The sequence below is a fragment of the Spirillospora sp. CA-108201 genome, from assembly GCF_050936235.1.
In the GTDB taxonomy this organism is placed as follows: domain Bacteria; phylum Actinomycetota; class Actinomycetes; order Streptosporangiales; family Streptosporangiaceae; genus Spirillospora.
The window spans coordinates 1,462,178-1,484,164 of sequence record NZ_JBNJNE010000001.1; the positions used below are offsets into that span (position 1 = coordinate 1,462,178).

The following is a 21,987-nucleotide window of genomic DNA, read 5'->3' on the forward strand; positions in this document are numbered from 1 at the left end:
TTTAGCTCAGCCTCGGCATAGAAGCGAGCGGATCGATGCCCTCTGGCGAGCTACTCTCACAAGTGGGGGCAGTTCGTGTTCGGACAACGGCAGCGCTGGAATGCCTCCATGCCGGAGTCCTCGGCGTGGGCCTCCAGCGTCTGCTGGTGGTTCAGCGTCTCACGCGCGACACCGTATTCGATCAGGCTGATGCCCTTGACAAGGGCGTCCATGATCTCCTCGCGCAGGAAGCAGTAGACCCCCCAGTCCCCGCGGCGGGTGCTTTCGGCGTGAAATTCCAGGATCTGCCCATCCGAGACATCCAGATGGGAGAACATCACACCCAGGAAGTCACGGCTTTCCGCCACAATCTTCTGGTCACAAGGATTCATCTCGCCCTCCATCTCATTTGTTTCTTGGCCCAATGGTCTTGATCGTGGGCAAGGGAGACCGTCCGTGCACGGCTGTCTGTGGCAATAGGCTAGCCGCCGATCGGCAGCCGGTGTCGACCACCGCTGAGAGGGGCCACTGCGCCGCCGCCGGAGTCGACATCGGCATCCACCAGCTGCGGCACGCGCACGCCACCGCACAGCAGCCGAGACCCCCGCATCCGCTCGTTTGGGGCTCATGACGCGTTTCTTACCGGCACCCCTACAAGCCCCGGCAGGTCGTCGGCGTGATGGAACCCGACGGTGAGGCGGGTGGCCCGTGGAAGCCGATGAGCTGGAACCGCTTCCCCACGGAAGTCGAGATCGCGGACTTGCACGCAGTCGCGGACGCAGCGGGCCTGGGTGACTTCGTGCTGGCCGGATACTCGGGTATGGCCGCGCTGGCGGGTTTCCTGGTGGGCGCCACTGATCGGGTGGTCGGCCTCATGACCGGCGGGTTTCCCCTGCTGTCCGGCACGGACTACTGGCTCGGCTATGTCGAGGGCGCCCGCACGGCCCTGCTGCAGGCCGGGCTGCAGGACAAGGCGGACGAGAACCACCTGGGCATCTTGCTGTACCGGGAGTGGGCCGCCCGTGACGATACCGAGGTCCTGACGGCGCTCAAGGGTCCGAAGGTCGTCTGGTACGGCTCCGTGGATGGTGAACCCGGATGCCGGATGTAAGACTATGTGGGAGGAAGTGCCATCGCACGCCGCGTTCGCGACCGCTCTGCAGAACTGCGCGAGGTCGGGTTCGAGATCATCGAGTTCGACGGGCTGGACCACATCACCGGCCTGACCGAGGCACACGTGGTCGCCCCACTGTTGTCGGCCGCTGGCCACGGCAGGCTGGTAAGCCCCCAGGGCGCGCAGGCCCAGCGCTTCCGCACAACGGCGGACGAGGCTGGTCGCGTCCCCCGAGCTCTTGATCGACGACCTCCGAATCTGAGCGGTTTAGTCTTCTTCCTCGTCGCCCCCGTTGTCGGTTGAGGAGCGCGGCGGCCGGAGTCCCTGGCTGGGGCTGGAGGAGGTGATGGCGTAGCGGCCCAGGCAGCTGAGGCGGGCGTGCCCGAGGTGGGACAGGCGGGCCACGTCGGCGTCGGTCACGCCGAGGCCTTCGGTGGAGGTCCGGGCCTGGGTTCGCAGGTCGTCGATGACCGCCGACAGGTATGTCGAGTTCCACAGCACCACGGCGTTGACGACCAGGCCGAGGGCGGCGAGCTGGTCTTGGCCCTCCAGTAGGAGCGGACCGGGGAACCGGAGTTGGTGTCACATCTGTTGACACTGTGGCTGTGACCGGGTGAGTCTCGCCGCGTGGTGGATTCTGAGGGTGTGGGGTTTCCGCGGTCCGACGTGGAGCGGTTCTGTGGGGAGATTGCTGGTCTGGCGCCTGCGATACGACTACGACGGCTTGCTGAGCTGCCGTCGATGGGTTCAACGTGGGGGTCAGCGCTTCTCGATGACGATCTGGGAGATCACGACGTCCTGCTGCGGGCGGTCCATCATTCCGGTCGGGGTCGCGGCGATCGCGTCGACGACCTTCTGACTCGCGGCGTCGGCGACCTCGCCGAAGATGGTGTGCCTGCCGTTCAGGTGAGGGGTCGGGCCGGCGGTGATGAAGAACTGCGACCCATTGGTGCCCCTGGTGCCCCGGCGCTTCCGCTTGTCGGCGTTGGCCATGGCCAGCAGGTAGGGCTTGGTGAACTGCAGGTCGGGGTGGATCTCGTCGTCGAACTGGTACCCCGGGCCGCCGGTGCCGGTGCCGGTTGGGTCGCCGCTCTGGATCATGAAGCCGCTGATGACCCGGTGGAAGATCACGCCGTTGTACAGCGGGCCCTGGCCGGGCTGACCGGTCCGGGGGTCGGTCCACTCGCGCGTGCCGTCGGCGAGGCCGGCGAAATTCTGAACCGTCTTGGGTGCGTGGTTCGGGAACAACTTGATCAGGATGTCCCCGTGGTTGGTCTTGATGGTGGCGAACAGTTCACCGGCCACGGTGTTGGAGACCGCGGGCGGGAGCGGAGTCGTGCCTGGCGTTGTAAGTGGCCGGGTTCGGTCGCCTGCTGGGGATGCGGGTTCGGGTGCGCGGTCGAGTTGTCGCAGTGCCTGGGAGAGGTCGGCGGCGTTCGGGTACCGCTGGTCGGGGTCTTTGTGCAGCAGGGTCAGTACGAGGTTGTCCCAGGTGGCTGGGATGTGCGTGGATATCGAGCTGGGGGCGGGTGGTTCCTGGGTGAGGTGCGCCGAGAGGTAGCCCACGATGTCGGGGGCCTGGAACGGCAGTCGGCCTGTGATCAGTTCGAAGAGGAGGCAGCCGAGCGCGTACAGGTCGCTGCGCGGTTCCGGAAAACCACGTGCCTGTTCAGGGGCCATGTACGGGGGTGTGCCCACGATGAAGCCAGTCTGGGTGAGCCGGTCCGCGGTCGCGTTGGGGTCGGCCGCCCGCGCGACGCCGAAATCGAGGACCTTCACGGTGCCGGAAGGCGTGATGAGGATGTTGGACGGCTTGATGTCCCGGTGCATGATTCCGGCGTTGTGCGCGTCGGCAAGTGCGTCACCTATCTGCGCGCCCCATCGGGCCGCGTCCGGCAAGGTGATGGCGCCTCGGCGTCGCATCGCGTCCAGGCCCTCGCCTCGGACCAGCTCCATCACCAGGAACGGGACCCTGTTGCCATCGGTGCCGGTCTCGCCGAGGTCGTGGACGGTCACGATGTTGGGGTGCTGCAGCCGGGCGGTGATCCGCGCCTCGCGCAGGAACCTGGCGCGTGCCTCGTCGCCGCGGCTTCCGCCACCGGCGAGCAGCGAGATCACCTTCACTGCGACGGGCCGGCCCAGCGTCTCGTCCTGCGCCTCCCATACTTGCCCCATTCCGCCCTCGCCGAGCTGTCGCACCAACCGGTAACGGCCCCCCAGGAGCTGGTCTCGCACTGTTACGCCTCTCCCGTTTCGAACATTGCTGTCCCTCCTGCCGGCGAACCGGCGCGATGGGGATCACGATGCGACTGTGAAGACGACACCATCTTGGGAATGCCGGTCTTGGTGGCGATCACGCCGAGCGAGTCGCCTTGAGTTCAAGAGCCGGGCCGCCCGCGGCGATGAGACAAACTGCCGTCTCCTCAAGCATCAATCCGCCAGTAGTCGGCCTCACGTCGCGGCCGGTTGCCATTTCTGACCGCCGTATCTGGCGAGGGCCTGGATCAGCCTGGCTCGCTGTTCCTCCGACATCGGTCCGAGAACGCAGATGGGGAACAGCCCGTCCTCACGATTCGCGACTGTGCCGAGCCAGGGGTAGGGCCATCCCGCCGGGAGCGAAACGATCAGTTCGTCTTCGTTCCGGGGCCGGATGTGGACCCCGACGTACAGATACGCGGCCGACCCCATGAACTCCTCGACGTTGCCGTGCGCGGGATGGATCTCCTCGATAGTGACGTGCTGGAGCCGATCCCAGGTGAATTCGCGCCGCCCCGTGGCACTGACGGTCTGTAGGTAGTCCGGTCCCACATGCAGCGCCCAACCCGTTCTGTTCTCGCGCAGGCGCTCACCCCACGCTCGGCCGGCTGCCGGAACCGCCCAGCAGACGGCCATAATGGCGGCCAGCACCCCTACCAGGAGAAGAGCGAGCCCTGGAGTCATTTCCTGCGCCTGAAGCTGGCGCCCCGATGCCAGGGGGAGGCACACGAGCGCCACCAGCGCCGAGACTGATGCCAGGATCGCCATCGCCTTCCAGCCTCGCCTGGCCGCCCTGTCGGCGTAGGTGGACAAGGGTTCCTTGCCGGTCCAGGACATCTCGAAGGCGCCGTTGGTTTCCGGCCGCTGTTTGAGGGCCGTCGTTTCGAGCTGGGTGACCATCTCGGTGACCTGTGGCGGAAGCCATCGCGTGGCGTCGCGGGCCGACACGGCCAGCCGATCGAGCAGATCGTTGAGACCGGGCCGGTTCTCGGGAGTCCTGCTCAGGCAGGCGCCCACCAGGTCGGCCAAGTCCGGCTTCAGGCCGGTCAGATCCGGGTCGTCTTGGAGGATGCGATTCATGATCGCGTGGTGGTGGCCGTCGCCGAACGGGCCGCGGCCGGTGGCGGCGAACACCAGCACCGCGCCCAAGGCGAACACATCGCTGGCGGGGCCGACCTCGTCGCCGCAGGCCTGTTCGGGGGACATGAACGCCGGCGTGCCGATCAGAACGCCCTTGGCGGTGCGGGAGGTGGAGTCCAGCGCGCGGGCGATGCCGAAGTCGATGACCTGGGGGCCGTCGGCGGCCAGGATCACGTTGCCGGGTTTCAGGTCACGGTGCACGAGTTTGCGGTCGTGGATCGCGGCCAGGCCCTCGGCCAGGCCCGCCCCCAGCACACCGATCGCCGCGGGCGGTAGCGGCCCGTGCGTGGTGACGGCATCATGCAAAGACGGGCCGGGAATGTAGGCGGTGGCCATCCACGGCGGATCGGCGTCGGTGTCGGCGTCCACCACCTGCGCGGTGTAGAACCTGCCGACTCGCTGCGCCGCCTCCACCTCGGTGGCGAATCGGCGCCGGAACTCCGTATCGTCGGCCAGCTCTGGCCGCACGACCTTGACCGCGACCGTCCGGCCGCCCCGGGAGCGGCCCAAGAACACCTGTCCCATGCCGCCGCCGCCCAGCCGCCCCTGCAGCCGGTATGGCCCGACCTGGCGCGGATCATTCGCCCGCAGCGGCTCCATACGCCACCTTTCAGAAGAACAATCCTGTACCTACGACGAGCTCAGATCATTTCAGGAAATGGCTCTTCCGTGAAGTAACTTGGTCCCATGGCCCACCCCGACACCGTCCTGGGCGGTCAGGATCGCCACAAAATCACTTCACGAAAGATGGTCGGCCTGCCGGACAGGCTCACCGAAGCCGCCGCCGTCGCCGGGCTGGCCGGCCACCTGGACCGGCTGCGCCCCGACGCCGAACTGGCCATCGAGGTCAGCTGGCGGCTGCTGCGCCGCCAGGGCCGCAGCGTCGAAGAGGTCACCGGCCCGCTGCTGGCCGCCGGCTTCCACCCCTACCTGCTGACCAACGACTACCGGGCCCGCTCCTACCCTGGCGCGCCGCGCCACCCTGCGGCGCCGGTCCGCTTGGATGCGCCCTTCACCAGCATGCGCGACCCCAGCGACCTGGTGTTCTCCCGCGCTGACGCCGATCGCCTCCCCTGACGGTGAGGCCCGGCGGTCACTGCGGGCGGGCGTCGACCACCTCTTCGCCCTCGCCGTCGGGCTCGTCGAAGCGGGCGATGAAGTCCTCCAGCGCCGGCTCGGTCACCAGCAGCGCGTTGGCGTCCGCCCGCTGGTTGCGCAGCTGAAGACGGCGCATCAGCTCGTCCCGTCCCACCTTGAGGTAGATCAGCCGCCACCGGCCCCCGGCGGCCTCCACCAGCTTCTTGGCCGCGTCCCGGTCCCCCCGCCTCCACAACCCGTGGTCCAGCACCACGCCCCGGCCGGCCTTCACCAGCTCGCCCAGCCGCCGGTAGACTTCCTCGGCGACCGGGTCGGCCAGTTCGAACCACCGCGATTCGTGGAAGTCCACGCCGTAGCGGCCGTGCCGCCGGAAGACCTCCTCGTCCACCGACAACCGCACCACGCCCCGCTCCTCCAAGTGCCTGGCGAAGGTGGTCTTACCCGACCCGGTCAACCCGACCAGCAACCACACCGTCGCCGTTCTCACGGGAATTGCATCCAATGCACGACCCTCGAAGCTATTCACCTGCTGCCCTGGTACATCATAGTTGCGGACTTATGACTCCTGCTAAACCGCGTGAACTGGCATGTTGCGTCGGCCAGAACCGAGCCTATCTGACAGATAATTTGGATTCTGTGTCCAGCCGCTACTGCGGCGTGGCCGCCGGCGGTTCCCCGGCACTGGGTGCGGGGGCAAGAAGGCCGCACCGGTAGAAGCCGGCGGCGATGAGGACGACGTCGCCAAGAGCCTGCTTCGGCGTGATGCCGAGCCTGCGGGCGTTGGCCCGCACGGCCTGGTCCAAGCCGCCGGTGTCGGCGACGGACTCGTAAATCGCCAGCGATTCGTGGTTGTAGCCGAAATAAAAGCGCCCGGTCCGGGTGTCGGCCAGGGCCAAGAGGCCGAACTCGGTCGACGCCCACCGGACGTAGTCGGGAACGGTCATGCCCGAGGCCAGCCCATCGGCGGACAGGTGGTCGACGGTGTAGCCGGGGTTGGCGGCGTGCCAGTCGAGCAAAACATCGTGAGCGAACTCGTGCAGGTCCTCGTTGAACATCTGCCGCCAGCCACAGTCGGCACAGCGGGCGATCCCTCCGAAGTCGGGATCCTGGGCAACCTCGGGGTGATGCGGCTCGCGCATGGGACGACGATATGACGACGCCGATGCGCCACGCGAGGATTCTCGGCGGCGTCTGCGCCCTTTCGGGCCGCCGTGGTCTGTTCCTGAGCCAGGTAGACCACCCGCCGGCTGCCCTCAGGCTGGACTTCCAGCGCGCTCGGATCGCCCCGAGGCCCCTCGGAGAGAATGGCTTCGATCTGCTGCAGAGCCTCGTGGAACGAAAGCGGCTCCCACGTCTGCCTGCGAGTCGTCGGCGTGCCCGCCGCCGAGAGCCGGCTGCGTCGGCGCTCTCCTCGCCGAACTCACTCCTCGACCAGCCGCTTCCGGAACCATGCCAGATCGGGGGGTTGTTCGTTACCCTCCCCCGCCTCTCGCTCCGCTGCTCCCGGTGGCTGCGGCCGCGCGACGCTCCCGCTGTTCCTGGTCCGGTGGAGGGCGCTCCCGGGCACCGTCCGGATGCGGGTGGCGGTGTCCCGATCCGGTCAGGGCGCCGTCGCCGGATCGGCGTCGCCTACGTGTACGACCCGGCCAAGGCGCTGCCCCGCCGCACTGCGACGGTACACCCCACCCTGACCTGGGCGTCCGCACTGGATGGCGGGTGTTCGGGTAGGGAGATCCCCCATCGGACAGTCTCGGGGGTGACCTCGTGCCGCATGTTGGAGACGGGAGAAAACCGCACCGGGCATATCCGACTGATGTCACAGGACACCCCGGGACTCAGGCGGTTCACGCGGTTCGGTCTGACATGCGGCCATGCGTCGCTTCCCGATCGGGGCAACGGTCTCTACGTGGCCGTGCCGCTCTCGGTGAGGTGGAGGAGGTCGGTCAGGAGCTCCGAGGCGTTCACCTCGTCGAGGTCGGCGAAGGTCGCGGAACCGCTGCCGGGCCGCGAGAACGGGTTGTCGCCGGAGATGATGCCGACCGTCTTGATCCGCTGCTCCGGCCACATTCCCGGAGTGACGACGGAGATGCCGGGGTCGAGGTCCAGCACGACCGTCCGGTCGCCGGGGAGGCTTCGCGAAATCCAGAAGATGATGCCGTTGTCCTGCGGGACGCCACGGGTCCAGCCGCGCCGATCCATGCCCTGCGCCGCGCCGGTCGTAACGGTGAGGCCATGGAACCGGTCGAGCGTGTGCCCGGCACGCTCGTCCTCGGTCAGCGTGTGGACCGGGCGGGCGATCTGGGGGAACGGCTGGACGATCTCGTAGCGGCCGAAGACGTCGGACCACGCCGCCAGTTCGTCCGCGGACATGTGAAGGGGGTGGACGATCCCGACCTCGCCGGTGCCGGACAGGACGGGCTCGGCTCCGTCGACGTCGGCGAGCGAGCGGTCCTCGGTGATCCGGAACGTGGGGCCCCCGGTGGTCCACAGCAGCCGACGGGCGACGTGCTGGAGCAGGGGATGTCCGAGGATGAGCGCGCGGAAATCCCCTGCGCTCCAGCACCGCCCGGCGACCATCGCCCGCTCCAGCCGCTCCAGCTGCGGGGCCGCGGTGGCACGCGCCGCCTTCTTCAGTTCGGTGAACCGCTTGTACGCCGCCAGGGCCAGCTCGGCCTCGTCGCGCGCGCCGGGCTTGGGGAGGCTCGCCCGCCGCTCGCCGTCCTCACCGAGCACGAACGGCTTGAGCCGCTCGTCGAACCCGACCGTGAACCGGCGCGGGCCGTAGTCGAGGACGAGCGTGCCCGCTGCGTCCAGGCCCAGGTCGGGGACGAGCCGGTCGGCGAGCTGCTCGGTGGTCAGCCCGCGGTGGGCGGCGAGCGTGGCGATCCGGTCCCGTGCCTGGCCCCGCAGGCCCTTGTACCTGATCTGTTCGGCGATGGCGTTGAGCTCGCCGAGCGCGGTGTCGGTGCCGATCGCGGCGAGCACGTCGAGGCCCGCGACGGCCATGCGGTTCCCGTTCATGCCAGGCCACTTGCGGATCACCGGCGTCAGGTCGCGGGCCGTGGCGTCCTGCCCGAGCAGGCCCAGCGCGGCCATGACCCAGGCCTCGTCCCCGAGGCCGGCGCCGCCGCCGCGCTCGCGCAGGCCGGACAGCTCGAAGACCTTCCAGGCGAACGCGTCGAGGGAGGCGGGGGCGCACGCCTCCCGCACCGCCTTCACGCCCGGGTGGACGTCGTCGGGCTCGCACACGGTGAGGAGCGTGACCAGGTGGCCGACCGAAGCGGCGGGCAGCGCCCTCCCGTCCCGCAGCAGCACCTGGGGGATCAGGTGCGGGTCCAGCCAGTAGGGGGCCTTGGGGATCTCTGCGGGGAGGGCGGCCACCATCGGGTCGAGCGCGACCAGCGCCTCGATCCCGGCGGCGGCCTCGGCACCGTGCTCTCGGCCGGCGGCCAGGGCATCGTCGGCATGCCCATGCGAGGCGAGGTGGACCAGCGCCGTCTCCGCGTCGCGTCGCGCCCGGCGGTCGGCGGCCTTCTTGCCGACGGAGAGCGCGGCAGGGACCAGCATGCGAGCCGCGGCTGCCGCGTGCCGCGCGAACCAGCGTTCCGCGACGGGGCTCAATGCCGGGCGCCGCAGCCGCCACTCCGCCATCCGCGCGGCGATCCCGGCGTCGCAGAACGGGAACAGCAGCTCCGCGGTGGCCGCCGGAGGAACCGCCGCCATATCGCGGACGAGGTCGATCACCTTCTCCCAGCCGACCTCTTCGACGTCCGAGAGAGCGGCCCACCGCTCGCGTTCACCGGGCTCCCATATGACCGTTCGCTCGGCCGGGGGTTCGAGGCCCTTGACAACGGCGGGCTTCCGGTCCGGCAGGCCCCGGGCCCAGGGCGGGTCGGCCAGCACGGACGGCAGGTCCTCCAACGCGGCGTCGGCGGCCCACCCCGCCTCCCGCTCGGCGGTGCCGCCCAGCAGGCGCGCCGCGAACCGGGCGATCTCCCCGGGACTGGAGTCCACGGCGTCCTGGAAAGCCCGGCGTGCGCGTTCGGGGAAGCGCTCCGCGGCCTCGACGGCGGCCGCGTGCACGCCCGGCCGGTCGAGGCGTTCCACCAGGGCCTTCAGCGCCTCGTCGGACGGCAGGATGCCCATGACCTCCAACGCCAGAGGATCGGCCGTGCAGTCGATGAGTTCGGTCAGGAGAGGGACCAGCGCGGGACCGAGCCCGTCCGCGGCGGTGTACAGGACCTCGTCCGTGACCAGCCTTTCCCACGGCTGCGCCCTCGTGCGGAACTTCGCGACCTGGTCCGCCGTGCCGAGCGAGCACATGACCCGCTGCGAAAGGCAGGGCGCCGGATCGTCGGGCAGCTCGGCGCACAGGTCGTCCACCCAGCCGGTCTTCGATGGCACCAGGAACGCCGTGGCGATCCGCGCGATCAGGTCCTGGCGGCATTGCGCCAGCACCGTGACCACCTCCCGGTACTGTTCGTCACCGGCCGCCGCGATGAGCGCGCGCACGCGGGGAGCGACGTCGTCGAAGGCCGCGTCGGCGTGACGCCACATGAGCGCGTGGTCGTCGTGGCGCACCAGCTGAAGGCGCCGACCCCTGCCACCTCCGTCGGGCTCGACTCGGATGCGGGCGAGCGCGGCCGTCGCCCCGGCCGCGAACGCCAGACCGTGCTCAGCGGCCCACGCATCCGCAAGATCCGCGGTCTTTCCGAACTCTTTCGCGGCGGCGGCCGCGAGGACGGCCGCGCCGGTGGGGTTCGCGGAGCCGTCCAGGTGGGCGCGGGCGGGTTCGACCAGCTCGCGAACGCTCTCCCCGTGCCTGAGCAGCCGTTCGGCCCTCTCCTGCGAATCCGTCAGGGCGTCGCGCAGCCGTTCGGCGGCCCCGGCGTCGATGGCGGCGGGCGCGGCAGGCGTCCCGCCGCCACGCCGGGGGTGGAGGCGGCTTCGCTGATGCTCGGGAATCACGAGCGCGTTCTCGGACATGTTCGGGAACGCTAACGCCATCGGCCGACAAATCCCCGTGCGGTGAGTCCGGGCTGTCCCCCCGGCCAATTCCTGTTGCTGGCCGCGCGACCCTTCGATGGGATTGACCTGATGCGATTTCCGCGACGTCCTCTGCACGGGGTGGAAGCCAGGTAGGGGGCGGCCGGAGTACGCCGGAAACGCACCGCGCCCCGGCCCTGACCGAACAGAAGCCCAGGTCTGTCCGGTCTCCCCGGAGGCGTTTACGCAGGTCATCAGCTTGGAATGCGCGGCCGCCACGTTCCGGCCCACGCTCGGCACCGGCTGTCCACAACCGACATCACGGTTCCCGCTCGGCCTCTCTGACCTGGGCGGTGATCCCCTGAGGAGCAGATGCTCTGGGACTGGGAATGCACCTGGTTCGAGCCCGAGCCCGGCAACCCCGCCGGCGGCGGCACCGTGATCCTCGGCGTCGCCTGGTTCGACCCCGAGTTCTTCAACGAACGCCGCGACGCCTGGTTCGGCCGCATGCACACCCGCATCTACGCCGACCTCGGCATCCCGCTCGACGACATCACCGTCACCCACTGGGCCGCGCCCCCCACCGCCCAGCCCACCGCCTGACACCGTCCCCACCTCGCGGAAGACCCTCGGCCGCCCCGACTCGGGGCCGAGGGTCTTCGCCTGTCCGGCCCCACCCGCATCGGACCGGTGGACGGCGGTAACTCGGCCCGGCCCGGCTCGCTATCGCCGTTGGCCGTTCGGTTGTTGGTCAAGGGCCGGGCCGCAGCCGTGCTCGACCAGCTCCGCCGGACCGGCGACCCGGTCACGGCAGCGCTGCGCACCGACGACCCCGACCCGACCGTCACCGCGAGCGCCGGCGACGTCGTCCAGGAGCCGACGCAGGAGGAGGCCGAGGGCCTGGAGACCGACCAGGACACCGCCGCGCCGATGGACCCGGCCGCCGCGCGCCACCTGGTGGCCGACTGGCTCCGGCACCGCCACGCCACCGGCAACAAGCCCTTCACCGCCTCCGACGACGAGCTGACGATCGTGCGCAAGAAGACCGGCAACGGCCGCACCTGGACCTACAACGTGCTCCGCGAGCTGATCGCGATCGGCGTGCTGAAGGACTCGCGGTCCGGCGGCAACAAGACCTGGACGGTCGTGGACCTGTCGCCCCTCGACGAGGACCGCGAGCTCGTGCCCGCCTGACCCTTCTTCGCTCGCCCGGCACCGGGGCGGTCCCGCGATCCGCGGGGCCGCCCCGCCGTCATTACAGGCCCCGCCCGGCCCGTGCGCGTGCGGCTGCGCGTGGGACGCGCGCCCGTGTCACACGGCGTCATGACAGGCCCGTCACGGCCGTCACAGAGCGCCGACCTGTAACCCTCCCCCAGCCCCCGCCCGTGACACCGCCCCGCCGTCACGCATGATCAACAAGTCGGCTCACCCGTGATCATTTCGGTAATGCCTCGGTGTGAGGGCCAGGCGCGGGGGGCGTGGTCCTGGTGGACGTCGGCGAGTCGCCGAGGGGGGCGTACGTCTGGGAGTTCACGTACGGCGATGACGTGACGTACAGGTCCGACTTGCAGTGGCGTTAGGGCAGAGCAAGTTATGCGTTATGTCGGACTTACAGTCCGGCACCCCTGGTGAGCGGGGCCGTCGGCGACCGTAGCCAGTCCACCCGTTGCCCTCTCCGCCCCGGGTCTCCGCGCACTCTCCGGCCCCGGGCGGGACGACCGGACCGGCAAGACCGGTCCTTGCGTCCCCGCTCTCCGCGCCCCGCAAGTGGTTCCCACTTCTACATCTTGCTTCCAGAAATCCGGCCGCTCCGGACCGGCCGGGACCGTCCGCACTTGGACCTCGTCTTGGCTCCACGACTTGGCTCGCCGCCCCCGCAGGGAGGACTCCCAATGACGTTGTCAACTGAGCGAGTGGGGTCAGGCCGCCTTGAGTGCGGGTGGGACGGCTTGGATGTGTCGTTTGCCCTCGCGCCTCTTCCGGTCGTAGAAGGCTCGCGATTCGGGGTGGTTCTGGATGCTGATCAGTGCGGAGGTGTAGAAGACCCGCTGGAGTCCGCGGTGGTAGCGCTGCGGCCGGTGCAGGTTGCCGTGGATGCGTCCGGAGTCGCGGGCGGCGGGGGCCAGGCCGGCGTAGCCGGCCAGGCGGTCGGGGCTGCCGAAGGCGTCCATGTCGCCGCCGGTGGCGGCCAGGAACTCGGCGCCGAGGATGACACCGATGCCGGGCAGGCTGGCGATCACCTCGGCTTTCTCATGCTGGCGAAACCGGCCCTCGATGAGCTGCTCGACGTCCTTGATGCGCTCGTTGAGGGCTATCACCTCCCCGGCCAGTGTTTGGATGAGCTGGGCGGTCAGGACTTCGCCGGGCAGTGTGGTGTGCCGGCGGCCGGCAGCGTCGGCGGCGGCCTGGGCGAGCTGGGCCGCGCCTCGGACCTTGCGGGCCCTCAGCCATGCCTCCAGTCGGGTGCGGCCGAGGCGGCGCAGCCCGGCCGGGGTCTGGTAACCGGTCAGCAGGATCAGCGGCCCCGCGTTGTTGACGTCCAATGCCTGCTCCAGAGCCGGGAAGATGCTGGTCAGGGCTGCACGCAGCCTGTTGATGGCGCGTGTGCGGTCGTGGACCAGGTCGGTGCGGCGGGTGGTGAGCGTTTTCAGCTCCGCGCTGATCTCATCGCTGGGGCGCAGCGGGAGCAGGTCCCGGCGGATGCGGGCCTGGTCGGCGATGACGGCAGCGTCTCGCGCGTCGGTCTTGCCCTCGCCCCGGTAACCCTCAGCGGCTCGGTTGACCTTGCGGCCGGAGATGTAGAGCAGCGGTTGGTCATGGGCGGTCAGGATCCCGATCAGCAGGGCCGCTCCGCCGTCGGCCAGGTCCACCGCCCAAGTCGCCTCGCCCAGGTCCAGGACGTCGCTCATCAGCTCAAGCAGCTCGGGTTCGTCATTGGCGACACGCCGCGACAGCATCCGCTTGCCTTCCCCGTCGATGACCACGCAGTGGTGGTGGGTCTTCCCAGCATCGACACCAGCCCGGATCTGGCCCATCACGCTCCCACTCGCCGACGTCACATGTCCCGCAGACGGCCACGCTGGCATGTCCCTACTCAGCGATCAGTTCGCAGCTCCCAATCAGCAGCCGTGCCGTCAGGGGGCGCCGGGCGGCCAGTCCTCCCGAGCCACACCAACGGCAGACCGGTGAAAGCCACACCCGGCACCCCGGGGCGCCAGAACCCTACGACGGTCCGGACCACCCATGAGCTGAAAGGTAGGGACCGGTGATCCAAGTGAGCCAAAACAGGGTGAGCCGAATCACGGACCGTCCGGAGCGCCCGGACGCCTCGGACGGTCCGCATCCGTGACCGCGTGGCGTCCGGGTGTTCCGGCCCGCGGGGGTTCGGGGGCGGCGCAGCCCCCGAGTCCACGACGCCCAACCGGCCCCCTCCACCACCCTCAGCGGAGCGACCGCGCGACCCGCGCGGACAGGATCAGGTCACCTGAGCCCATATCCAATAAGGGGTGTCGCGTCGAACGCCTGTCGCATATCTGGTCCTCTGAGGCCTAGAGCAAGACCGTGCTGACGCGGCTCCGTCGTGGTGGACGGGTTGGACGGATCGGGCCCTCCACCGCGGCGGCTTACGGCAGGTTGTCGATCGTGGTTCGAGCCGCCCGCGCGGTGCATCCCTCGCCCTCATCAGAGCCTCGGAGTTCTCTAGGCAGACCGGGAGCCCGTGCGGGTCGCTGGGATCGCGAACGGCTCCATCGGAGGCCAGGCCACGAGCCTTGTTATTAGAGCGCTGCGCGTTCCCTGCCAGGTGAGACCCACAGTCGGGCATACCGAGGGCGACCAGAGGAGAGAGCCCCACGTGAAAGTGTTCTGCGGGATCGACCGGGCCGAGTCCCACCACGACATTGCGCTGGTCAACCAGTCCGGTGATCTGGTGGCCAAGCGCCGGATCAAGGACACCGCCGAAGGGTTCGGTGAGCTGTTGCAGATGCTCACCGACGCCGGCGACGATCCGGCCGATCCTATCCCGGTCGCCATCGAGACCCCGCGCGGCCTGCTGGTCTCCGCGCTTCGCGGCACCGGCCGCAAGGTCTACTCCATCAACCCGATGGCCGTCGCCCGCTACCGCGAACGCCACACCGTGGCACGCAAGAAGTCCGACCACGTCGACGCCATGACGCTGGCGAACATCCTGCGCACCGACGCCCACGCGCGCCGGCCCCTGCCCGACGACACCGAACTCGCCCGCGCCATCGCGGTGCCGGCCCGCGCCCACCAAGACGCCACCTGGCGGCGCACCAAAGCCTCCAACGAGCTGCGCTCGCTGCTGCACGAGTACTTCCCCACCTTCCTGGCCGCCTTCGCCGGACGCACCACCAACCTAGCCAGCCGAGAGGCCCGCGCCGTCCTGGCCATCGCCCTCACTCCGGCAGCCGCCGCCAAGCTGACGCGCGCCCGCATCGCAGCGGCGCTGCGCCGGGCTGGTCGGCAACGCGGCATCGACGGCCTGGCCGGGCAGCTCCACCAGGCCCTGCGGCAGCCGCAGCTGCATCACCCGCTGATGGTCGAACAGGCGATGGGCGAGCAGGCCCGCGCGCTCCTGGCCGCCCTGGACACCGAATGCGCCAACGCCGACCGCCTGGGCGAATCCGTCGCCGAGGCATTCAGCCAACACCCCGACGCCGCGATCATCGTCAGCTTCCCCGGTCTCAGTGACCAGCTCGGCGCCCGGGTGTTGGCCGAGACCGGCGTCCGACCGGGCCCGGTTCGCCGATGCCCGCGGCCTCAAAGCCTATGCCGGGTCTATGCCGGGTCTGCGCCGGTCACCCGGGCCTCAGGCCGGAGCATCTCCATCACGCACCGAACGATCAAGAACGATCGCCTTGCTGGGGTCGGATTCGTCTGGGCGTTCGCGGCCTCGACCAATCACGAACCAGCCCGAGCTCACTATCAGCGGCGCCGCGATCGAGGCGATCGACACCCTTCCGCCCTCCGGCACCTGTTCAACCGGATGCTCGGCCAGCTCTTTCACTGCCTCCAGACCGGCCAGATCTACGACGTCGACAAGGCCTTCCCACCCGTCCTCGTGGCAGCCGCTTGACGGCTTAGCACTATCGGAGGTCTTGCTCCGCCGGTTCTTTCGGCAACCGCTGACCTGCGGTCCCGCGCGCGGCCGCCGTCCTCCTGGTGCTCGTCCTCGTCCGCCGTCCGCTCTTTCGGCAACGCCGGTCGGACGTCCTGCAGACGTCCCTGGGGACGCGCTGAGACGTCCTCCGCGTGGTTATCCGGGCCGAGGGGATCTGGGGAGATTCTTGCGGTTGGGGTCGTTGTGGTGACGGTCTTGGTTGATCAGCGCGTTTTCAGGAGCGCTGGATACCCAAAGGAGACAACACATGACCACCATTCGAGTGCTTGCCGAGGGCTCAAAGGGGCACACGGTGGGGACCGTGACCGTCATCAACGGGGAGACCGAGCGCGTCTTCGCCGACTACATCTTGGGCCGCTTCGATGGCGAACGCCGGTTCGTGATGAAGAGCCGCCCCAACGCGAGGATCATGATCTGCGCCGCCGGGAGTACTGAATGCCGGACCCTCAATGTGCTGCAGGGTTACGCCACGATCAACGCCGGTGACTGGGTCCAATTCGACAACCAGTGGACCAGGTTCCAGCCACCGCCACCCGAGGCGGACTACAGCGAACACATCTGGTTCGAGTCGTCCGCCCCGCCGCCGCGTTAGCGGCGCGTACGCCCGAGAGGCCCCGACCCGTCGGGGCCTCTCATGCTGTACAGCCACCACCGCACCACCCCGCTGATCACCACTCCCGGGTGGCCGTCAGCACCCGGCACCGGGCTGACCTGACGTGCGGCCAGATGACCTTCCCGGGGGCGGCCCCGCCGCCCTCCTGGCGCTCGTGCTCATTTCTTTCGGCAACGCCGGCCCGGACGTCCTGCAGGCGTCCCCGGGGACACGCTGAGACGTCCTCTAGCGGGGCGCAGACGTCTAGCGGACGCTTCTGCTAGACCTAGCGGTCCCGCTAGCGGCTCACGGGCTCCTGATCGGCGTCCTAGCGTCTAGCGGCGCGCGGACGGCCGGGCCGGGACCGGCCCCCAGGCCGCACGCCCGGCCCGTCCGGGCCGCGCGCCGCGGCGGCCGCCAGGCCGCCGCCCTTGACCCCCAACAGCCCAATTCGGCACCGCTGAACTGGGTGTTCGTGAACGGGCTCGTCCGCCTGGCCCTCGTCGGCCCGTGGTCTGTGCTCGTTGCCGTCGAGCCCGCGGGGAGTCGACTCGCGCCGGATACGCGGGAGTCCCTACGGGACTCCGGCGAGTCTAACGACGCGGTTCGCTCAACCGCCCGGCCCGGCCTGGCCGCTGGAGGTACGACGGTCGTACGTCTCCGCCGGTCGAAACCGCGCGAAACATCAAGGGCTGCGCTCTCTCACCCGGCCACCGGAGGATCAGAAACAGGTACTTGTCTTTCAACGTGCGGTCCAGATCCAGCCCAGTTGGGTGAGGCCGAGAGTGCGGGCGACGGATTGGGATGCGTGGTTGTCTGCGGTGGTGCTGTAGAAGAGCACGGTCTTGGTGCGGTGCTCACGCTGCGACCAGGCGGCTACGACGGTCGGTGCGAGGCGCTTGCCGCGGAAGTCGGGGCGGGTCCAAATGCCTGCCTCCCCGGCGGTGGCGTTCGACGCGGGTGTGAAGCAGATCGACACCGGCTCCCGGTCGCGGATGGCCATGGCCCACTCACCCATGCGCCCGTTGATCAGCTCGTTCCACTCGTCGGGCTGCCAGTTGTCCGGCCGGATCAGGTGTTGGGCGGTGCGCTGGCCGTCGGTGGTGGAGGCAATGATGGGTAGCGGAGCCGGATCAGGGATGTTGAGACGGTCTGGGAAGACGAAGCACGGGCCGCCCTCGACAGACACCGTCCGGTGGTCGAGGGATGCGACCAGACAGTGAAGTGCGTCGGGTAGACGGCCGGGGCTGTACTTCTGCTCCATGCCGTCGATGGAGCTGGGCAACGCGAGGCCGGGCGCGAGCGCCAGGAGACGTGCGCGGGGAGACCATGCCCACACCGCGAGCAGGGAAGGATCTCTCAGGGTTGCTTGAGGAGTGTCCGGATCCGGCGCGAGGCCGTAGTTCACGTCGATCTCCAGGGCCAGCAGGCGTCCTTCGTCCCCGTTCATGGCAAGAGGCTAGTGAGCCTGCTGCACAACGCCGCCCGCGTCGAGTCGCTGACTGGCCCGTGAGACTGGCAGGAGTCGTTCGGCCGACGCCGCGAGGGAGCGGATCGGCGCCGCGTAGCCCAAGCAGGCAGGGACAGCGCAGGCCGCCGGAGAGTTGTCTCTGGGGCCCGCTGCGTTGGCACTATTTGCGGCTTATCGGTGTCGTTCATGTCGTTCATGTCGTTCGGGTTGCTTTCAAGCCGCGGGGCGGTGCCGGTCGCCCGCCTCCCGGGCAGCACAGGGGCACGGCCGCGCCTGCGAACAGGCGACAACTGGTCGCGGGGGCAGGCTCGCCTCCCGACGATCAAGGCTCGCCGCTACTTCTACGACAAGTTCGTCCGGCACTGGCCCGACCTGGAGGAATGGTTCGCCGCACCGCTGTTGACGCGCCTCGACCTGAGCGCCGAGGGCGTTCCTATCCTCTCGGCCGCGGGCAAGCGGACCGGTCCCGCCTACGACGCGGGCTCCTACCTGGTCTACCTGGCGATGATCCACCGCATGCCGTTGGACGCCGACTACCTGCTGAGCCGCGACTTCGACAGTCTGATCAAACCTCAGACCGGCAGAGCACTGGGCGTCGACCTCGACCTGCTGGAGTGGCTGGACCAGCGGCAACGCCAGCTCGGCTACCGGCACGGCCGCACGTCGCTGACCTGGGCCCTCACCCGGCTGGTCCTCTGGCGAGGCGACCCGGACATCACCGCGATCGGCTACGGGGACCTGGTGGCGTTCGCCGAGGAGATCCGCCGCTGGTGCGCCCTGCCAGAGGCACCGCTGATCCGCGCCTGCCACGTGCACAGCACCCGCCGGATCCACGACCCCGCCGTCCTGGCGCCCTTGTTCCAGAAGCAGTGCATGGGACGGCTGCACAGCCTGCACGTGCTGCTGTTCAACAACGGGCAGATCACCCGGGAACCACTGCATAGCCTGCGCAACGACGTCATCTGGAAGGAACAGCCGGTGCCGCCCGGCACCTCGCCCGCGATCGCCGCGCCGATCGACCGGTGGCTGATCGGCCGGCTGCAGAGCACCGATCGGCACGAGTCGGTCCGCGGCGCCCGCGACGCCTTCCGCTACCTGCTGCGCTGGCTCGCCGAAGAACACCCGGAGATCACCAGCCTGGCCGAGCTGACCCGCGATCACATGGAGGCATACCTCGCCTACCTGCACGCCCGGATCAACCCGCGCAACGGCAGGCCGCTCGCGGCACGCACCCGCTACACCTACATCAGCCCCCTCCTCAACTTCTTCCGGGAGGCCGGCGAGTGGGGATGGGACGACGTGCCCACCCGGCCGGTGCTGGGCCGCACTGACCTGCCCAAACTGCCGTCCCGGCTGCCGCGATTCATCCCCCGCGAAGAACTGGACCGGCTGATGAAAGCCGTCGAGGGACTCGACAACCCCTACCAGCGGGCCGCGCTGCTGCTTCTGCGCTGGGGCGGCGCCCGCAAGAACGAGATCCTCCGGCTCACCATCGACTGCCTGGACGCTTACCCTGACGGCTACCCGAGGCTGCGGATCCCGGTCGGCAAGACCTACACCGAACGCATGATCCCGCTGCACCCGCAGGCGGCCGACGCGCTCCGCGAGCTGATCGAGTCGGCCAAGGCCGCCGCGGCGGCCGCTCGCTTCGACACCTGGGCCCAGCAGCCGGTCCGGTGGGTGTTCATGCACCGCGGCCAGCCGATGAGCAAGAAATACCTGTTCGACGAGCCGCTGGAGCTCGCCTGCACGGCCACCGGACTGATCGACGGCGCAGGACGACCGACCGTCTCCCCGCACCGGACCTCCGCTTCCTCATGGGGGCCATCGTCAGCCCTTGAGCGCCGTGACGATGGCGGTGGTGTTGTGCCGCTCCATCTCCAGGTACGTGGCGCCCGCCGAGCCCGCCGGGCCGAGCGTGTCCCCGTACAGGGAGTCCTCCCCCCTCGACCTTCACCCCGGCCTCGCGGCCGATGGCCTCGGCGGTCTTGGACGGAAGCGAGGACTCGGAGAAGACCGCCTTGACCCCGGTCGACTTGATCTTGGCGACCAGCGAGTTGAGCTGCTTGCCCGACAGCTCGGCCGAGGTCTCGAAGCTCGGGATGATCGAGCCGACGACCGTCAGGTGGTACCGGTCGATGTAGTACCCGAACGCGTCGTGGTTGGTGACCAGCTTGCGCTGGTCGGCGGGCAGCGAGTCGATCTGCCCGGCGAGAACCGACTACCGCCGCTGGAGACCACCGGTCGAACGCGCCATCGCCTGGCTCGTCCACCACGCAAACCGCCGCCTCCGCCACCGCGGCACCATCAAAGGCGACGCCTGGCTCCAGACCCGAGCCGCCGCCCTCAACCTCCGCCGACTCATCAACCTCGGACTCACCCGAGACAACGACACCTGGCACCTCTCACCAGCCGGCACATAACCATGAGGGGCTTCTCCGGCCCACGACCGGACAGCCTCTCACAAGATCTTCAGCAGTCTTCTTGCCACTCTGCGGACTTCGCGAGGAGAGCCGACCCCAACCAAAACGACGGCGAGTGAAGCTTTCCTGCGCCCTGGCGATGATCAGGGCCGACCGTGCGCATGGCGGCGCTGCTCCGCAAGGCCCTGTCGCTGAGCCGGTCCGGTCGGACATCACGATGGAGATCGAGCATCGAGCCGGCTCTGCCGGACGACGACGCCGAGCCGTGGCGGAGCAGGTCGCTGCCGGTCTCTTGCGGGCAGCAGGGACCCGCTCGGCAGACGACGACCGTGAACGGCCGATCAACCACTGCATCCACCTTCAACTGGGCACGGCGATGCCCGTGGAGGCAAGCACCCTCGGCAGGTTGCCCGGCAGGTCCCCCACCTGAATTGATAACCGTTTCCATTATCGTTAGCATGTCACCGCTTCGGCCTGGAGTGCCGGACAAGGGGGCGCGCGTCCGGAGAGGGGCCGTATGCGGAATCCATGGACGGTGCCTCGCCGCCCACATGGACGGAGCCGCATGGAGGTCGGACGCGGGCGCGGCGAGGCGGTGGCTCTGCCCGTGGCGGTGCGGCTGCTGCTGGTCAATCAGTTCGGTGTCAACGTGGGCTTCTACCTGCTGGTGCCCTATCTGGCCACCCACCTGACCGGGGACCTGGGCATGTCGGCAGCCGCGACGGCGCTGGTTCTGGGTGCCCGCAACCTGGCCCAGCAGGGGCTGTTCCCCGTCGGCGGCGCGGCGGCGGACCGGCTGGGAGCACGCCGCGTGATCATCGCGGGTTGCGGCCTGCGCGCGGTCGGATTCGGGATGTTCGCGTTCGGCGACGGGCTGGTCGTCCTGGTGGGCGCGGCGGTGCTCAGCGGATTGGCAGGAGCGCTGTTCAATCCCGCCGTACGGGCTTACGTCGCGGTAGAGGCTCCGGACCGGGCTGGGGCGTTCGCGTTGTTCAACGTGTTCGCGCAAGCGGGCGCGCTTTGCGGGCCGGTCCTGGGCGCGGTGCTGCTGCTCGCCGACTTCCGCGTCGTCGCGGTGACCGCCGCGCTGATCTTCCTTGTGCTCACGGTCGGGCAGGCGGCGGTGCTGCCCGTGCGGGACGTTCCGCCGAGCGGCGGCGGCTCGGTTCTGGGCGACTGGCGGGCATGCCTGGGCGACCGGCGTTTCATGGCGTTCGCGTTCGCGCTGAGCGGGATGTACGCGCTGCAGAACCAGCTCTACCTGGTGCTCCCGCTGGCGGCCGAGCGTACGACCGGCAGGCCGGAGGCGGTCGCGGCGGTATTCGTGATCGCCACCGTGGCCACGCTGGTGCTGCAGGTGCCTCTTACCCGGTTCCTCGGCCATCCGGCGCGGCGGACGGCCGCCATCGCGGGCGGGCTGGCGGTGATGGGCCTCGGCTTCCTGGCGCCCGCGTTCCTGCCCGGCCCCGTTCCGGTGCTGGTGGCCGTGCTCGGACTGGCGGTGGGCGTGATGATGGCGCAGCCGTTCGTGTACGACCTGGTCGGCTCGTACGGCGGCCCGGACCGGCCGGGGACGTACTTCGGGATGTTCTACCTGGTCTCCGGCGTCGCCGCCGCCGTGAGCACCGTCGTCATCGGCCGGGCCGGGCCGCACGGGCCGCTGGTGTGCGCGGCCATCGGACTGGCTTGTGCGGCCGGAGCCGCCGCGCACGCCCGGCGCTCACCGGATCCACCGTGAACCTGCTTCTCCCCGCCCCCAGCGACCGGTGTGCCGCCAGCGCGCTGCCG

General features: G+C 69.6%; 17 protein-coding genes and 3 pseudogenes. 9 read left to right on the plus strand and 11 right to left on the minus strand.

All coding sequences use genetic code 11. The annotated features are described in order from the left end of the window. Window positions 1-56 precede the first annotated feature (56 nt). A complete protein-coding gene (locus tag ACQEU6_RS07075; protein ID WP_499329877.1) occupies window positions 57-383 on the minus strand; it encodes a hypothetical protein in 327 nt (108 codons plus the stop codon). Window positions 384-655: 272 nt separating this feature from the next. Here ACQEU6_RS07075 and ACQEU6_RS07080 point away from each other — a divergent pair, with 272 nt between their 5' ends. Next, window positions 656-1,090, plus strand: coding sequence for an alpha/beta fold hydrolase (locus ACQEU6_RS07080; RefSeq protein ID WP_499329878.1), 435 nt, complete (start codon window positions 656-658; stop codon window positions 1,088-1,090). Window positions 1,091-1,360: 270 nt separating this feature from the next. Here the strand turns inward: ACQEU6_RS07080 and ACQEU6_RS07085 are convergent, their stop codons facing one another. The 4 genes and pseudogenes from ACQEU6_RS07085 to ACQEU6_RS07100 form a co-directional block, all read right to left on the minus strand. After that, a complete protein-coding gene (locus ACQEU6_RS07085; protein ID WP_499340107.1) occupies window positions 1,361-1,645 on the minus strand; it encodes a Tn3 family transposase in 285 nt (94 codons plus the stop codon). A gap of 207 nt (window positions 1,646-1,852) precedes the next feature. Further along, entirely contained in the window at window positions 1,853-2,398 is a 546-nt protein-coding gene (locus tag ACQEU6_RS07090; protein WP_499340108.1) for a peptidylprolyl isomerase, read from the minus strand. A gap of 147 nt (window positions 2,399-2,545) precedes the next feature. Further along, a pseudogene (locus ACQEU6_RS07095) lies at window positions 2,546-3,328 on the minus strand (serine/threonine-protein kinase); the annotation flags it as partial. A 216-nt stretch (window positions 3,329-3,544) separates the two neighbouring features. Further along, window positions 3,545-5,089, minus strand: coding sequence for a serine/threonine-protein kinase (locus ACQEU6_RS07100; RefSeq protein WP_499329880.1), 1,545 nt, complete (start codon window positions 5,087-5,089; stop codon window positions 3,545-3,547). A gap of 87 nt (window positions 5,090-5,176) precedes the next feature. Between ACQEU6_RS07100 and ACQEU6_RS07105 the strand changes: the two genes are divergently transcribed. Next, window positions 5,177-5,566: a hypothetical protein gene (locus tag ACQEU6_RS07105; RefSeq protein ID WP_499329881.1), complete on the plus strand. Its 390-nt coding sequence runs from the start codon at window positions 5,177-5,179 to the stop codon at window positions 5,564-5,566. Between the two features lie 16 nt (window positions 5,567-5,582). On the opposite strand, the gene ACQEU6_RS07110 is transcribed toward ACQEU6_RS07105, so the two are convergent. From ACQEU6_RS07110 to ACQEU6_RS07120, 3 genes are all read right to left on the minus strand, one after another. Continuing rightward, complete coding sequence (locus ACQEU6_RS07110) at window positions 5,583-6,074, minus strand: P-loop nucleotide/nucleoside kinase family protein (RefSeq protein WP_499329883.1); 492 nt, start codon at window positions 6,072-6,074, stop codon at window positions 5,583-5,585. Between the two features lie 160 nt (window positions 6,075-6,234). Then, a complete protein-coding gene (locus ACQEU6_RS07115) occupies window positions 6,235-6,726 on the minus strand; it encodes a hypothetical protein (RefSeq protein WP_499329885.1) in 492 nt (163 codons plus the stop codon). Between the two features lie 763 nt (window positions 6,727-7,489). Beyond that, the gene (locus tag ACQEU6_RS07120) at window positions 7,490-10,573 is read right to left on the minus strand and encodes a DUF4132 domain-containing protein (RefSeq protein ID WP_499329887.1); all 3,084 of its coding nucleotides are present in this window, start codon (window positions 10,571-10,573) and stop codon (window positions 7,490-7,492) included. Window positions 10,574-10,945: 372 nt separating this feature from the next. Between ACQEU6_RS07120 and ACQEU6_RS07125 the strand changes: the two genes are divergently transcribed. Both ACQEU6_RS07125 and ACQEU6_RS07130 read left to right on the plus strand, forming a co-directional pair. Further along, a complete protein-coding gene (locus ACQEU6_RS07125; protein WP_499329889.1) occupies window positions 10,946-11,176 on the plus strand; it encodes a hypothetical protein in 231 nt (76 codons plus the stop codon). A 129-nt stretch (window positions 11,177-11,305) separates the two neighbouring features. Next, window positions 11,306-11,767, plus strand: a complete 462-nt coding sequence (locus ACQEU6_RS07130) for a hypothetical protein (protein ID WP_499329891.1) — start codon at window positions 11,306-11,308, stop codon at window positions 11,765-11,767. 749 nt (window positions 11,768-12,516) lie between these two features. Here the strand turns inward: ACQEU6_RS07130 and ACQEU6_RS07135 are convergent. Then, window positions 12,517-13,608 (minus strand): annotated as a pseudogene (locus ACQEU6_RS07135) (IS110 family RNA-guided transposase); the annotation flags it as partial. 818 nt (window positions 13,609-14,426) lie between these two features. Between ACQEU6_RS07135 and ACQEU6_RS07140 the strand changes: the two are divergent. After that, a complete protein-coding gene (locus tag ACQEU6_RS07140) occupies window positions 14,427-15,668 on the plus strand; it encodes a transposase (RefSeq protein ID WP_499329894.1) in 1,242 nt (413 codons plus the stop codon). 292 nt (window positions 15,669-15,960) lie between these two features. After that, window positions 15,961-16,305 carry a hypothetical protein gene (locus ACQEU6_RS07145; protein ID WP_499329897.1) on the plus strand — a complete coding sequence of 115 codons (345 nt, stop codon included), beginning with the start codon at window positions 15,961-15,963 and terminating at the stop codon, window positions 16,303-16,305. A gap of 742 nt (window positions 16,306-17,047) precedes the next feature. Here the strand turns inward: ACQEU6_RS07145 and ACQEU6_RS07150 are convergent. Then, the gene (locus tag ACQEU6_RS07150) at window positions 17,048-17,755 is read right to left on the minus strand and encodes a GNAT family N-acetyltransferase (RefSeq protein WP_499329899.1); all 708 of its coding nucleotides are present in this window, start codon (window positions 17,753-17,755) and stop codon (window positions 17,048-17,050) included. A gap of 1,182 nt (window positions 17,756-18,937) precedes the next feature. Between ACQEU6_RS07150 and ACQEU6_RS07155 the strand changes: the two genes are divergently transcribed. Then, window positions 18,938-19,801 (plus strand): tyrosine-type recombinase/integrase, encoded by an 864-nt coding sequence (locus ACQEU6_RS07155; RefSeq protein ID WP_499340109.1) that lies wholly within the window; start codon window positions 18,938-18,940, stop codon window positions 19,799-19,801. Here the strand turns inward: ACQEU6_RS07155 and ACQEU6_RS07160 are convergent. Next, window positions 19,785-19,979 (minus strand): annotated as a pseudogene (locus tag ACQEU6_RS07160) (metal ABC transporter solute-binding protein, Zn/Mn family); the annotation flags it as partial. The gene ACQEU6_RS07155 and the pseudogene ACQEU6_RS07160 sit on opposite strands and share 17 nt — an antisense overlap. On the opposite strand from ACQEU6_RS07160, the gene ACQEU6_RS07165 reads away from it, so the two are divergent. Beyond that, window positions 19,942-20,199: a transposase gene (locus tag ACQEU6_RS07165; protein WP_499329902.1), complete on the plus strand. Its 258-nt coding sequence runs from the start codon at window positions 19,942-19,944 to the stop codon at window positions 20,197-20,199. The pseudogene ACQEU6_RS07160 and the gene ACQEU6_RS07165 sit on opposite strands and share 38 nt — an antisense overlap. A gap of 565 nt (window positions 20,200-20,764) precedes the next feature. Then, window positions 20,765-21,937 carry an MFS transporter gene (locus tag ACQEU6_RS07170; RefSeq protein ID WP_499329905.1) on the plus strand — a complete coding sequence of 391 codons (1,173 nt, stop codon included), beginning with the start codon at window positions 20,765-20,767 and terminating at the stop codon, window positions 21,935-21,937. The last annotated feature ends 50 nt before the right edge of the window (window positions 21,938-21,987 follow it).